The sequence below is a fragment of the Streptomyces plumbidurans genome (assembly GCF_019857225.1).
GTDB lineage: Bacteria > Actinomycetota > Actinomycetes > Streptomycetales > Streptomycetaceae > Streptomyces > Streptomyces plumbidurans.
Window position 1 is genome coordinate 182583 of the sequence record NZ_JAFJSY010000001.1, and the last position, 12567, is coordinate 195149.

The window sequence follows — 12567 nt, forward strand, 5'->3', positions numbered from 1 at the left end:
GGAGACGCCGGGGACGATCGCCTCAAGCAGGAGCCCGGGCTGCCGCTTCCGCGCCCCAACGGGCCGTCACCCGTACCGCGTCGAGTGTCGATGCGACGTCGTGGACGCGCAGGCACCAAGCGCCGTGGGCCGCGGCGAGGGCGGAGACGGCGGTGGTCGCGGCGTCGCGCAGTCGCGCGGGGCGGGGCTCTCCCGTCATCGGGTCCGCGAGCAGGTGCCCCAGGAAGGACTTGCGGGACGCACCCACGAGGACGGGATGGCCGAGGGCGGCGACCTCGCCGAGACGGCCGAGCAACTCCCAGTTGTGCTCGGCCTCTTTGGCGAAGCCGAGCCCTGGATCGAGGATCAGGTCGCAGGGCGCGATCCCGGCGTGCAGGGCGGCCTCGACCCTCAGCCGCAGTTCGTCGACGACATCGGTGACGACGTCGCCGTAGACGGCGTTGGCCTGCATGGCGGCGGCGTGGCCGCGCCAGTGCATCAGGACGTACGGCGTGCCCGCGCGCGCCATCAGCGGCAGCATGGCGGGGTCGGCGAGGCCGCCCGAGACGTCGTTGATCAGTCGTGCGCCCGCGTCGAGGGCACGGGCGGCGACCTCGGCGCGCATGGTGTCGACGCTGACGACGGTGCCCGCCGCGACCAGTTCCCGTACGACGGGCAGGACGCGCCGCAACTCCTCGTCCACGCAAGGGCGTTCGGCGCCGGGTCGGGTCGACTCGCCGCCCACGTCGACGATGTCCGCGCCCTCCTCGAACAGCGCGAGACCGTGAGCGACGGCTGCTTGCGTGGCGAACCAGTGTCCGCCGTCGGAGAACGAGTCCGGGGTGACGTTCACGACGCCCATGACCAGTGCCCGGCCGGGCCGCGGGAGCCCGTGGGGGTGGAGGCGCGGGGCCCCCGCGGGTGTGGCCGTGGCGGCGCGGGCGGTGCCGATCACCTGGACCGGACCGTCCGCGCCGCCGAGTCCGTCACGCCACCCCTCCTGCGGCCACCGCTCCGAGCCGGGCCGCGACGCAGGTCGGCGGGAGGTTCGGCGGGGCGTCGGACAGCTCGACGTAGAGCATGCCGTTCTCGACGAGGACCTGGTGGGTGCGCACCGGGAGCCGGGCCGGCGGGGCGTCCACCTTGCCCGTCCTGAGGTCGAACTTCGAGGCGTGCAGCGGGCATTCGACCTCGCAGCCCTCCAGCCAGCCGTCGGCGAGCGAGGCGTCCTGGTGGGTGCAGGTGTCGTCGATCGCGTAGAGCTCACCGTCATCGGTGTGGAACACGGCGACGGGCGGTTCGCACTCGAGCCGGATCGACTCGCCTTGCGGCAGATCGGCCAGAGAGCACGCGGGAATCCTCATGATCACCTCGACACGGATGCGTAATATGCAACGGCGTGCGCTTAACGCAACGCCAGTTTGGGGGCGCACCCCTCCCCTGTCAAGGAGTCGGCGAGACGCCCCCGAGGCGCCCAGGTCGGGGGCTAGGAGGCCGGAGCCGGGATCTCCTGCTCGGCCCAGATGATCTTTCCGTCGGCCGTGTAGCGGGCGCCCCAGCGGTCGGTCAGCTGGGCCACCAGGAAGAGGCCGCGACCGCCCTCGTCCATGCTGCGGGCGTGCCGCAGACGCGGTGCCGTACTGCTGGCGTCGGCGACCTCACAGGTCAGGCGGGCGTCACGGATCAGCCGGAGCCGGATGGGCGGTTCGGCGTAGCGGATCGCGTTGGTGACCAGCTCGCTCACCACGAGTTCCGTCGTCATGGCCAGGCCCTCGCCCAGCCCCCAGGCCGCCACCTGCCGGGTGGCGCGGGCCCGGATCTCGGCCACGGCGGACGGGTCCAGGGGCACGTCCCAGGAGGCGACGTGGTCGGCGCCCAGGCTGTGCGTGCGGGCCAGCAGCAGGGCGATGTCGTCGGGCTGCGGCACGGGCACCAGTTGCTCCACCGCCGAGTTGCACAGGGCGCAGAGGTCGGCGTCGGAGCGGGCCAGCAGGTCGCCGAGCCGGGACATCCCGCGCTCCATGTCGCCGTCGGTTCCCTCGATGATGCCGTCGGTGTAGAGACCGAGCACGCTGTTCTCCGCGAGCTCGATCTCGGCGGCCTCGAACGCCATGCCACCCAGCCCCAGCGGGGGCCCGGCCGGGGGTTCGGGGAAGGACACCTGCCCGTCCGGTGCGACGACGATCGGGGGCGGGTGTCCGGCGCGGGCCATCGTGCACCGGCCCGTGACGGGGTCGTAGACGGCGTAGAGACAGGTCGCCCCGAGGAAGGAGGTCGTGCTGCGCTGCGCCGCCTCGTCGTCGGCCTTCTCCCCGCTCAGCCGCAGCACGAGGTCGTCGAGGTGGGCCAGCAGTTCGTCGGGCGGCAGCTCCATGTCGGCCAGGGTCTGCACCGCGGTGCGCAGCCGCCCCATGGTCGCCGCGGCGGTGATGCCGTGCCCGACCACATCGCCCACCACGAGACCGACGCGCGCCCCGGACAGCGGGATCACGTCGAACCAGTCGCCGCCCACGCCGCCCGACGGGTCCGCCGGCAGATAGGCGGAGGCCACCTCCACCGCCGTACCGCCGGTGAGGGCCTGCGGCAGCAGGCTGCGCTGCAGGGTGATCGCCGCCGTGTGCTCTCGGGTGTAGCGGCGGGCGTTGTCGACGCACAGCGCCGCCCGCGCGACCAGTTCCCGGGCCAGCAGGACGTCGTCGGGCTGGAACGAGATGGGGTTGAGCGAGCGGATGAAGGTGGTGATGCCCAGGGCGGTGCGGCGGGCTCGCATCGGCACGGAGATGAGGGAGTGCAGTCCCAACCGGCGGATACGGTCGGCCCGTTCCGGCTGCCCGACCGTCCACTGCTCCTCGGACGGGTCGAGGACGGGCAGCAGGATCGGCTCGCCCTCGACGAGCAGGTTCAGGTCGTGCGAGGGGGGCAGGAAGCCGGCCGTCTCGCCGACCCGCACCACGGCTTCCGGGCAGCCCTCGCGCACCGAGCTCATCCCGGCGCGGCGCAGCAACGGCCGTACGGAGGCAGGCCCTGCGTCCGTCAGCCAGGCCCCGTGCCCTTCGGTGCTCAGGACGGGCTCCAGGAGGTCCACGACGACGAAGTCCGCGAAGCGGGGTACGGCGAAGTCGGCGAGCTCCTGTGCCGTGCCCAGCACGTCCAGGCTCGTGCCGATGCAGGTCCCGGCCTCGTTGACCAGCATCAGCAGCCGGCGGGCGGTCCACCGCTCGGTGACGTCCTGGACCATGTAGCAGACCCCGGTGACGTTGTCCGCCGCGTCCAGCAGGGGGAAGAACGACGTGGAGTAGGCGCGCTGGCGGTGCGGGTCGGCCCAGCTCCAGCCCAAATACTCGTAGTCGGTGACCGGGACCCCGGTCTCCAGGACCTTGCGCATCAGGCTCTCCAGGGTGGTCGCCTGCAGACCGGGCAGCAGCTCGCTCAGCCGGCGTCCCAGCCGCTGTTCACGGGGTACGCCGCCGAAGCGTTCCAGGGTGTCGTTGAGCCAGATGTAACGCAGCTCCAGGTCCATCACGGCCATGCCGACCGGGGAGCGGGTGAGGAACCCGTCGAGCACGGTCTGGCCCACCGTCCACTGCGGCCGTCGCTCCCGCCCGGACAGCAGGAAGCAGTCCTGCCCGCCGAACCGGAACGACGCGGAGACCCGCAGGTCGACGTCGACGGCCCGGCCGTCGCTGTGCCGCAGCGTGACCACGCCGTTCCATCCCATGCCCGCGCGGCACCGCTCGACGACTCCGGCCACCCGGGCCGGGTCCCGGGGCATCGCCACCACCCGCGCGGCCGGGCCGCCGACCATCTCGGACGCGGGTCGGCCGAGCAGGGCCTCGGCGCCCCGGGTCCAGCCGAGCACCACGCCCTCGCCGGACACGATCGCCGCCGCGTCCGTGGACGCGTCGAGAAAGTCGCGCGGTGCCGCGGGCGCAGAACCGTCGGACGCGTCACGCGCGGAATCCTTGGGTGCCATAGCATTCCGTCCTTTACAGCACCATGTTCCTGCTTGTCCGGCCATTGCGCACGGTTCCGGAGAAACAGGTCCCCGACCGCCTCTGCTTCCGCCCGGCGCGAGGCGGGGGCAGCATGGAAGGGCCACAGGTGGAGGTGGTCGCGAGATGGCGGCAGATTCCTTCCAGCCCGATTCTTCTGAGCCCAGTACTTCTGAGCACAGCTCTTCTGCGCACGGCTCTTCTGCGCACGGCTCTTCCGAGCCCGATTCCTCCGAGCCCGAGTCCGTCCAGGACGACTCCGCCCCGCCCGGTTCCCTCCGGTCGGAAGCGGAGCCCCGGGTCACCGGTCTGCTGGATGTGCTGAGCGTGTCCGCGGTGGTCCTGGACACCGACGGGCGCATCGTCTTCTGGACCCCGCAGGCCGAGGAGTTGTTCGGCTACACCGCGCAGGAGGCACTGGGCACGTATGCGGCGCGGCTGTTCATCCACCCCGAGCACATGACGGCCGTGGTCAACCTGTTCACGGAGGTGCTGGAGACCGGCCGGAGCTGGGCGGGAGCCTTCCCCATCCGGCACAAGGACGGCAGCTCCCGGCTCATGGAGTTCCGCAACATGCGGCTCCAGGACGATCTCGGTGACGTCTACGCCCTGGGCCTGGCCGCCGACCACAATCTGCTCCAGCGCGTGGAGACCGACCTGGCCCTGTGCGAGCGGCTGATCAACCAGTCCCCGATCGGTCTCGCCCTGCTCGACCCCGACCTGCGGTATCTGCTGGTCAACCCGGCGCTGGCCCGGATCGACGGCATCCCCGCCGAGGACCATGTGGGCCGCACGCTGCGCGAGGCCCTGCCGCTGCCCGACGTTCACACCATCGAGTCCGCGCTGCGTCAGGTGCTGACCACCGGCACCCCGCTGCTCGACCAGTACCACGTGGGCCGGCCCCCGGCCGACCCCGAGAACGAGCACGCCTGGTCGCTGTCCTTCTACCGGCTGGAGGACCCCGGCGGGCGTGTCCTGGGCGCGACCATCTCGGTCGTCGACGTCACCGAACGGCACCGCGCGGCCGCCGAGGCCGACCGGGCCCGGCGTCGGCTCGCCCTCATCGCCGACGCCTCGGTGCGGGTCGGCACCACGCTGGAGGTGGAGGACACCGCCCGGGAACTGGCCGAGATCGCCGTCCCGCAGCTCGCCGACGTGGTCGCCGTGGACGTACTCGACTCGGCGCTGGCCTGCCGGCGCTCGCGCAGACCGGACGACGGCCCGGAGCTGTTCCGTTCACTGGCCCTCAAGGCTTCCCACCCGACGGTGGCGCTGCGGGCCGCCGATCCGCCCGGCGGGCTCGCGGCCTACGACGGGGACCGCCTGGTCACGCTGTGCGTGCACTCCGGGCGGCCGGTTCTGGTACGCCATGTCGACGCCCAGGACCTGCCCCGGATCGCCCGGGACGCCGAGGCCGGGTCGCTGCTGGCGCGGGCCGGGGTGCACTCGTATCTCGCGGTGCCGCTGATCGCCCACGGCGAGGTGCTCGGCGCCCTCGACCTCAAGCGCACCCGCAATCCGCTCCCCTTCGACGAGGACGACGTCGTGCTGGCCGGCGAACTGGCGGGGCGGGCGGCCGTGGCCATCGACAACGCCCGCTGGTTCCAGAGCGTGCGCAACACCGCCCTCACGCTGCAGCGCAGCCTGCTGCCCGACCACCCGCCCGAACACTCGGGGCTCGAACTCGCCTCCCGCTACCAGCCCGCCCAGGCCACCAGCGAGGTCGGCGGCGACTGGTACGACGTCATCCCGCTCAGCGACGACAAGACGGCCCTGGTCGTCGGCGACGTCATGGGCAACGGCATCGACGCCGCCGCCACCATGGGCCGCCTGCGCACCGCCACCTGCGCCTACGCGGACCTCGATCTCGCCCCGAGCGCCGTGCTCCAGCACCTGGACAAGATCACCTGCGATCTGGAGCACTACATCGTCACCTGCCTCTACGCCGTTTACGACCCCCGCACCCATCGGTGCCAGATCGCCAACGCCGGACACATGCCGCCCGCGCTGGCCGGACCGGGCCACTCCCCCGAACTGCTCGACCTGCCCACCGGTGCCCCGCTCGGTGTCGGCGGTGTCCCCTTCGAGGCGACCACGACCCGGCTCGGACCCGGCGAACTGCTCGTGCTGTACACCGACGGTCTCGTCGAGACCCGGCACCACTCCATCGACGACCGCCTGCACACCATGCTCGGCTTCCTCGACGAGCCGCTGCGCCCCCTGGAGGAGACCTGCGACCTCCTCCTCCACGGCCTGCGCCACCCCGAGGACCACGACGACGTGGCCCTGCTCGTGGCACGGGCGATGTGAGGGGGCAACGAACTGCACTCCACGCAGCTACGAGGACGGGCTGAACTCCACGCTGTCAGGGCTTCGGCGTCGGCTCCCCACCCACTCGAACACCACCACCGAGCACACCGCCGCGAACGCGCACCAGGTCGAGACGAACTCCAGTCGCCACAGGGCCCAGCAGACCAGCGCACCCGCACCGGCGAGCACCCCCAGCACGCGCACCCGGCGGTCGCCGGAGAGCAGCAACGCGCCGACGGTGGCGAGGAGATAGCCCGCGACGAGCAGCTGTCCGTGCGGCAGGCCGATGACGTAGCCGACGGTGTGGCCGCGGATCTCGGCCCGGACGGTGCGGGTGGCGATGACGTACGCCAGCACGGCGCCGGTCACCAGGCCGGACAGCGCGGGAATCGCGAGCCGGGACCGGACCGGGCGGGGCTCGGCGCACACCACGGCCAGGGGCACCCACAGCGCCAGTAGGGGAAACGCGATCACGGTCCAGGCGATGACGGCCGGTCCGCTGCCGCCCTCGACCTGCCACACCCGTGCCTCGACCAGCTGATGGATGCCGAGCAGCAACGGCAGCGCGGCGAGCGGGAGATCCCCGATCCGCCGCACCCGCGCCACACAGGCGACACCGACGCAGGCGATCCCCGTTCCCGCGACCAGATCGGCCGTCGCACTCCAGCACATGACCCCACCATGACACCCCCGCAGCGGGCACGGCGTGCGTGGCGGCGACGGGCGAGTACTGCACATGCCACCCGAGGCGTCCCCCAAAGCGCGAAAGACCTCCGCCTTTGACATCGTTCCGGGCCTTTGCGGCAAGGCCGCCTACGGATTCGCCACTGTCTCACCCCCTTCAGAAGGAGGCACACCGCATGGTCGCCAGACATGCTGTGGGCGCGCGCCGCGCCGCCCTGACCGCGCTCGGCGCTCTCGTCCTCACCCAGGTCCCGTCCGCAGCCGCGGCCCCGCCACCACCCGCGCCGGGCCCCGTCAGCATCGCCGCCCGCACCCTGGACACCGTCCGGCCGTCCGCGCAGATGCTGCAGGCGATGCAACGCGACCTGGGCCTGACGCGGCAGCAGGCGAAGGCCAGGCTGACCAACGAGGCCGAGGCCGGCACCCGTGCGGGCCGCCTGCGCAACGCACTGGGCGGGCACTTCGCCGGCGCCTGGGTGCACGGAACGACCTCCGCCGAACTCACCGTCGCCACCACGCACGCGGCGGACGTGGCCGCCATCCAGGCGCAGGGCGCCAAGGCCGCGGTCGTCACCACACCGCTCAGCACCCTGCAGGCACTCAAGGAAAGGCTGGACGCGACCGCTCTGCACCGCCGTTCCCACGACACCCCGGTCTGGTACGTCGACGTACCGGCCAACCGGGTCGTCGTCCAGGCGACCAGGAAGTCGGCGGCCAGCGCCTTCGTCAAGGCCGCCGGCCTCGAAGGGCGGGGCGTGGTCATCCGGGTGTCGGCGGCGCGGCCCAAGCTGCGCGAGGACATCGTCGGCGGCGACGCCTACTACATCGACAACAGCGCCCGCTGCTCCGTCGGCTTCTCGGTCACCAAGGGCAGCCGGCAGGGCTTCGTCAGCGCGGGCCACTGCGGCAAGCCCGGCTCGACGACCACCGGGTACGACAAGACCGACCAGGGCACCTTCCAGGCGTCCACCTTCCCCGGCAAGGACATGTCCTGGGTGGCCGTCAACAGCAACTGGACCGCCACGCCGGACTACAAGGGTCAGGGCGGCAAGCGGGCGCAGATCGCCGGCTCGGTCCAGGCGCTCGTCGGAGCGTCCGTGTGCCGCTCCGGCTCCACCTCCGGCTGGCACTGCGGCACCATCCAGCAGCTCGGCGCCACGGTCGACTACGAAGAGGGCACCGTCACCGGCCTGACCCGCACCAGCGTGTGCTCCGAACCGGGCGACTCCGGCGGGCCGTTCGTCTCCGGCGCGCAGGCCCAGGGCACCACCTCCGGCGGCTCGGGCGACTGCACCACCGGCGGAACCACCTTCTTCCAGCCGGTCAACCCGATCCTGAGCGACTTCGGCCTCACCCTGAAGACCGCGGCCTCCCAGTCCGGCACGCAGGGCCCGCAGGACAACGCGGCCGACGCATGGCGGGCCGGGCGGGTCTACCAGACCGGTGACACGGTCAGCCACGCAGGCGTCCGCTACCAGTGCCTGCAGACCCACCAGGCACAGGCGGTCTGGACCCCGGACGGCACGCCGTCCCTGTGGCAGCGGGTGAAGTAACGGGTGGAGTAGGAGTACGGCATGTGCGGTGCGGGGACACGATCCCCGCACCGTTCGTGTGTCCGGGCCCTGGACCGCCTACGCCTCGGCCAGCAGCCGGTACGCCGTCGCCACGAAGGGGTCGTGGGCGCGGACGCGGCGTGTGCACAGGGCGACCAGGGCGGTGCCGGTGTCGGGGCGGAAGCCCAGGAAGGCCTGTTGGCCGAGGGTGGCGCCGCCGTGGAAGTACAGGGGACCGGTGTCGGTGGGGTGCCGGAACCAGGCCGTGGTGTGGACGTGGCGGTGCCCGAGTCCACGGCGTAGCACCGGTGTGCGGACCGCTCGCAGGGCGCCGGCCAGGCGGGTGTCGGGCGGGTCGAGGTGGGCTTCGAGGAAGGTGAGCAGGTCGTGCGGGGTGGCGCGGACGGCGCCCGCCGCCTGGAAGCCGCCCGCGTCGAAGGCGGGCACGGGGGTGCGGCCGTCCTTGCGGTGTCCGGCGGCATCGGTGCCCGGGCCGTGCGCGTGCAGGGCGGTGTCGTCGAGGTCCAGTGGGCGCAGGATCTGCTCGGTGAGCAGGTCCTCCCAGGCGGTGCCGGTCGCCGCCGCGACGGCGTGGCCGAGTACGGCGACCCCGAAGTTGGAGTAGCGCCAGCGGGTGCCTGGACGGGGTGCGGGGCGGCGGCGCAGGAAGGCGTCGATGACGCGTTCGGCTGGGTAGCGGGCGTAGGGCGTGGTGTGCCAGACGGGCAGGGAACGCGGGAAGAAGTCGGGTGGCAGGGCGGGCAGTCCGGAGGTGTGGGTGAGGAGGTGAGCGAGCGTCACGGGGGTCGCGCCGCGGTGCCGGGCAGGGGCCAGGCAGACGGTGGCCGGCTCGCCCCCGGACAGCACGCCGCGCCGGATCAGCTGGGCCAGCAGCAGTCCGGTGAAGGTCTTGGAGGCGGAGCCGAGTTCGTAGCGCAGGTCCTGACGGGGCGTGGGTGGCGGCGGGGCGGTGCCGCCGCAGTGCAGGGTGCGGCGGCCGTGGCGGGAGACGGCGAGGACGACGTCGGGTGCGTCGACGGCGTCCACGGCCGCCTGCAGGCGCTGGCCCAACTCCTCGTCGTGCGCGGCCTGTTTGCGCTCCGTCTCCGCGGAGCGGCCCGCCCGAAAGTCGTCCGCGTCGTGCGGGTCGCCCGGCCAGGGCCCGGCCGAGGTGCTCAGGAGGAAGGTGTTCATGAGGTGACGTGCGCCATCTCGGACAGGGCGCGGGAGGTGGCCAGCACGGAGGCGAAGGCGGCGACGAGGGTGGGGTGGTAGACCAGGTCGAACACCTCCTCGGGCTCGCCCTCGGGCATGGTGCGTACGGCGGGCATGGCACCGTCGGGCTGCTGCGCCGCGGCGAACGCCTGCCAGGCCCGCTCGTCGAGGGTGGGGCGGGGCAGACAGGCGTCGACGACGAGGAGTTCGCCGAGCAGGTCCCAGCGCTCGAGGTCCAGCCAGTCGTCGATCCACACCGGCAGCCAGGTGGCGAGGTAGTCGGCGATGCGCGGCGGCAGGCCCTCGGGACGCTCTCCCCAGTCGGTCAGGTGGAACACCGCGTGGGTGATGTCGTAGGCGATGTGCCCGCCGACCGTCCAGGGTTCGGGAGTGCGGCCCAGCCAGGTGTTGCCGACGATGTCGGCCTCCGGTGGGCGGGGCGTGAGGCCGTAGCGGCGCTCGAAGGCGGACAGGCCGAGGCGGCGGGTGGGGTGCAGTTCCAGCGCGGACCAGCTGGTCAGCCGGTGGTAGAGGGCGGTGGCGCGTTCCACCTCGGGCTCGCTGTAGCCGAGTTCCCGGTAGGGCCGGTACACCTCGAAGGGGATGGGCGAGAGCGGTTCGATGCGCTGGCCGCGCACCAGCGCGCGGCCGCCGTCCAGGGTGTCGCGCCAGGTGTGGTCCACCAACCGGCGTGCCAGTTCGGCCTGTTGTGACCCGGCCACGCCCTCGCGGAACAACACGCCGCAGATCAGGGCGAGTTCGCCGACCGGTTTGAACCGCTCCAGGAAGCCCACTTCCGGATCGACGTCGGGTTCCAGGCGGAAGCCGTCGCGGTGGGCCCACAGCCAATCGAGGGCGCGGACGCCGACGGTGTGCAGCAGACGGGTGTCGGTCATGCCGGTACTCCCTGTGTCAGAGCCGCGGCGAAGGCCAGCATGAGGGTGGAGTGGTAGCCGTGGACGAAGCCCGGCTCCGGGTCGGCCGCGTCGGTGTGCGCGGGGTCGGGGGCCACCAACGGGAGTGCGCCGGAGGGGTGTTGGACCCGCGCGATCCGCGTCCAGGCGTCCCGCAGCGTGGCCGCGTCGATCGGGCGGGGCAGGCTCGCGGCCACGATCAGCAGTTCGCAGGCGAGGTCCCACATCCCGGCGTCCAGGCAGGTGTCGAGCCAGGGCGGCAGCCAGTCGGTCAGATAGGCGGCCAGTTCGGCGGGGACGTCCTGGGCGGTGCGGCCCCAGTCGGTGAGATGGAAGACGACGTGGGTGAGGGCGTAGCCGGAGGCGCGCTCGAAGGTCCACGGTTCCGGCAGTCCGCCGAGCCAGGTGCGGCCGAGCGCCTGCGTGAACGGCTCCGGACGGTGGATGTCGCTGCGTCGCTCGGCGTTCAACAGGCCGAGCCGCCGGGTGGGTTCCTGCTCGGTGAGGCGCCAGCCGCGGCTGCGCGCGACCGTGGCGGCCGCCGCCTCGTACCCGGCGTGCCGCAGTCCGGCGCCCGCGAAGACGGAGTACACCTCCAGCGGGTACGTCGCGAACGGCTCGGTGCGCTGCAGGCGCAGGAACAGCTCGCCCCGGACCGTCTGCTGCCAGGCGAAGTCCAGCAGGTCGGACGCGCAGGCGTGCAGCGGGTCCGAGGGCGGGGTGCAGCGGCGCACGCTCACGCAGGTCTGGGCCAGTTCGCCGAGGGGTTTCCAGGTGAGGTCGACCGGGCCGTCGGTGGTGAGGGCGTCCGCGCCCAGCGCGAAGTCGCCGCGGTGGGCGGACACCCAGCCGAGCGCGGCGACCGCCACGTCCCGGATCAGCCGGGTGTCCACGGCGGTCGTCATACGAGCGCTCCGGCCCGGCGCATCGCGCGTGCCGCCGCCACCTGGAGGGCGACCCGGGGGTCGCTGCCGCCCATCAGCTCCACGAAGTCGAGGCCGCCGTCGAGGCCGAGCGTGTCCGGCACCCCGTCCAGCAGGGTCAGCCAGCGGCCGGCGCCCGCGGCCTGCTGCCAGTCCCTGCGGCGCACCGCCCTGACGAAGCCGCGGGCGACGTCGACCGGGCGGCTGCGCGCGGCGCGCGCCACCGCGCAGTCCGCGCCGGGCACCGCGAGCGGTGCCAGGACGGCGAGTTGATGGGTGAGGTACTGCCAGCTCGCGCCGTCCAGCCAGGCGCCGTCGGGCTCCGGTCCCTCCTCGGCCGCGGGCGTGGAGTCCGGGGGCTGCTCGAAGTGGCGCAGGGTGCGCCGCATCGCCCAGTGGCTCCATACGACGGTGGGGGCGGCGTCGGTGCGGGGCGGGAAGGCGCTGACCGTCTGCCGGAGCGTGTCGAGCGTGTCCGGGGGCGGCGGGGTGCGGGCCAGGAGGTGCGGCAGCAACAGGTCCGCGCCCAGAACGCGTACGGCCGCGACGGTGATGCCGTCCTCGGGGCCGCCGGTGACCGGGGCGTGGCCCCCGCCCCGAAGGGCGGAGGCCACGTCCGACGAGAGGTCCTGCACCGCGCCCTGCAGGAGGGCGCCCGTGCCTGACTGCTCCATTCAGCTGCTCCCGTCGGCTCGCTCAGCCCTTCTTCGGGCGGGGGGTCGGCGGGGAGAGCAGCAGTGAGGTGGTTCCGGAGGTCAGCGCGAGTGCGGCGCACTCGCGGCTGTCACGGTAGACGCCGTCGGGCTCGGCCGGGTCGAGTGCCGCCTCGATATCGACGCTCTGGATCTCCGTGAGTTCCGCGACCGTCTTGTCCGTGGAAGGCATACGACCATCTCCTCTGGGTGTACGAACAGCCTTCGTAACCCAGGTCACCATATGCGCACAAAGCATGCAAACCGTCACAAAGTTCTCATTGGTAACTCCTTCAACAACCCGC

At 72.8% G+C, this 12567-nt stretch carries 11 protein-coding genes; 2 read left to right on the forward strand and 9 right to left on the reverse strand.

The features are described 5' to 3' along the window. Positions 1–22: 22 nt before the first annotated feature. From folP to JYK17_RS00820, 3 genes are all read right to left on the reverse strand, one after another. Positions 23–841, reverse strand: coding sequence for a dihydropteroate synthase (gene folP / locus JYK17_RS00810; protein ID WP_164932405.1), 819 nt, complete (start codon positions 839–841; stop codon positions 23–25). Between the two features lie 124 nt (positions 842–965). Then, on the reverse strand, positions 966–1343 hold the full coding sequence (locus tag JYK17_RS00815) for a bifunctional 3-phenylpropionate/cinnamic acid dioxygenase ferredoxin subunit (RefSeq protein ID WP_108009684.1): 378 nt from the start codon (positions 1341–1343) through the stop codon (positions 966–968). A gap of 122 nt (positions 1344–1465) precedes the next feature. Next, positions 1466–3952, reverse strand: a complete 2487-nt coding sequence (locus JYK17_RS00820; RefSeq protein WP_222809546.1) for a SpoIIE family protein phosphatase — start codon at positions 3950–3952, stop codon at positions 1466–1468. A gap of 145 nt (positions 3953–4097) precedes the next feature. Here JYK17_RS00820 and JYK17_RS00825 point away from each other — a divergent pair, with 145 nt between their 5' ends. Further along, complete coding sequence (locus JYK17_RS00825) at positions 4098–6281, forward strand: SpoIIE family protein phosphatase (RefSeq protein WP_108009688.1); 2184 nt, start codon at positions 4098–4100, stop codon at positions 6279–6281. Between the two features lie 27 nt (positions 6282–6308). Here JYK17_RS00825 and JYK17_RS00830 read toward each other — a convergent pair whose 3' ends face one another. Beyond that, positions 6309–6953: a DUF6629 family protein gene (locus tag JYK17_RS00830; protein WP_108009690.1), complete on the reverse strand. Its 645-nt coding sequence runs from the start codon at positions 6951–6953 to the stop codon at positions 6309–6311. Between the two features lie 188 nt (positions 6954–7141). Here JYK17_RS00830 and JYK17_RS00835 point away from each other — a divergent pair, with 188 nt between their 5' ends. Beyond that, entirely contained in the window at positions 7142–8518 is a 1377-nt protein-coding gene (locus JYK17_RS00835) for a carbohydrate-binding protein (protein WP_108009692.1), read from the forward strand. A 78-nt stretch (positions 8519–8596) separates the two neighbouring features. Here JYK17_RS00835 and JYK17_RS00840 read toward each other — a convergent pair whose 3' ends face one another. The 5 genes from JYK17_RS00840 to JYK17_RS00860 are packed head-to-tail and all read right to left on the reverse strand — an operon-like array spanning position 8597 to position 12455. Further along, entirely contained in the window at positions 8597–9712 is a 1116-nt protein-coding gene (locus JYK17_RS00840) for a serine hydrolase domain-containing protein (protein ID WP_222809547.1), read from the reverse strand. Beyond that, the gene (locus JYK17_RS00845; RefSeq protein WP_222809548.1) at positions 9709–10629 is read right to left on the reverse strand and encodes a DUF6895 family protein; all 921 of its coding nucleotides are present in this window, start codon (positions 10627–10629) and stop codon (positions 9709–9711) included. Before JYK17_RS00845 ends, JYK17_RS00840 begins: the two co-directional genes overlap by 4 nt. Continuing rightward, positions 10626–11552, reverse strand: a complete 927-nt coding sequence (locus JYK17_RS00850; protein ID WP_222809549.1) for a DUF6895 family protein — start codon at positions 11550–11552, stop codon at positions 10626–10628. The genes JYK17_RS00845 and JYK17_RS00850 overlap by 4 nt, the downstream gene beginning before the upstream one ends. After that, positions 11549–12244 carry a hypothetical protein gene (locus tag JYK17_RS00855; RefSeq protein ID WP_108009700.1) on the reverse strand — a complete coding sequence of 232 codons (696 nt, stop codon included), beginning with the start codon at positions 12242–12244 and terminating at the stop codon, positions 11549–11551. The genes JYK17_RS00850 and JYK17_RS00855 overlap by 4 nt, the downstream gene beginning before the upstream one ends. A gap of 22 nt (positions 12245–12266) precedes the next feature. Further along, positions 12267–12455, reverse strand: coding sequence for a hypothetical protein (locus JYK17_RS00860; protein WP_108009702.1), 189 nt, complete (start codon positions 12453–12455; stop codon positions 12267–12269). Positions 12456–12567 lie beyond the last annotated feature (112 nt).

What these genes read in the sequence shown, in the direction of transcription:
- folP (WP_164932405.1), bottom strand. Translation starts at nt 841, where the DNA reads ATGGGCGTCGTGAACGTCACCCCGGACTCGTTCTCCGACGGCGGACAC.
- JYK17_RS00815 (WP_108009684.1), bottom strand. Translation starts at nt 1,343, where the DNA reads ATGAGGATTCCCGCGTGCTCTCTGGCCGATCTGCCGCAAGGCGAGTCG.
- JYK17_RS00820 (WP_222809546.1), bottom strand. Translation starts at nt 3,952, where the DNA reads ATGGCACCCAAGGATTCCGCGCGTGACGCGTCCGACGGTTCTGCGCCC.
- JYK17_RS00825 (WP_108009688.1), top strand. Translation starts at nt 4,098, where the DNA reads ATGGCGGCAGATTCCTTCCAGCCCGATTCTTCTGAGCCCAGTACTTCT.
- JYK17_RS00830 (WP_108009690.1), bottom strand. Translation starts at nt 6,953, where the DNA reads ATGTGCTGGAGTGCGACGGCCGATCTGGTCGCGGGAACGGGGATCGCC.
- JYK17_RS00835 (WP_108009692.1), top strand. Translation starts at nt 7,142, where the DNA reads ATGGTCGCCAGACATGCTGTGGGCGCGCGCCGCGCCGCCCTGACCGCG.
- JYK17_RS00840 (WP_222809547.1), bottom strand. Translation starts at nt 9,712, where the DNA reads ATGAACACCTTCCTCCTGAGCACCTCGGCCGGGCCCTGGCCGGGCGAC.
- JYK17_RS00845 (WP_222809548.1), bottom strand. Translation starts at nt 10,629, where the DNA reads ATGACCGACACCCGTCTGCTGCACACCGTCGGCGTCCGCGCCCTCGAT.
- JYK17_RS00850 (WP_222809549.1), bottom strand. Translation starts at nt 11,552, where the DNA reads ATGACGACCGCCGTGGACACCCGGCTGATCCGGGACGTGGCGGTCGCC.
- JYK17_RS00855 (WP_108009700.1), bottom strand. Translation starts at nt 12,244, where the DNA reads ATGGAGCAGTCAGGCACGGGCGCCCTCCTGCAGGGCGCGGTGCAGGAC.
- JYK17_RS00860 (WP_108009702.1), bottom strand. Translation starts at nt 12,455, where the DNA reads ATGCCTTCCACGGACAAGACGGTCGCGGAACTCACGGAGATCCAGAGC.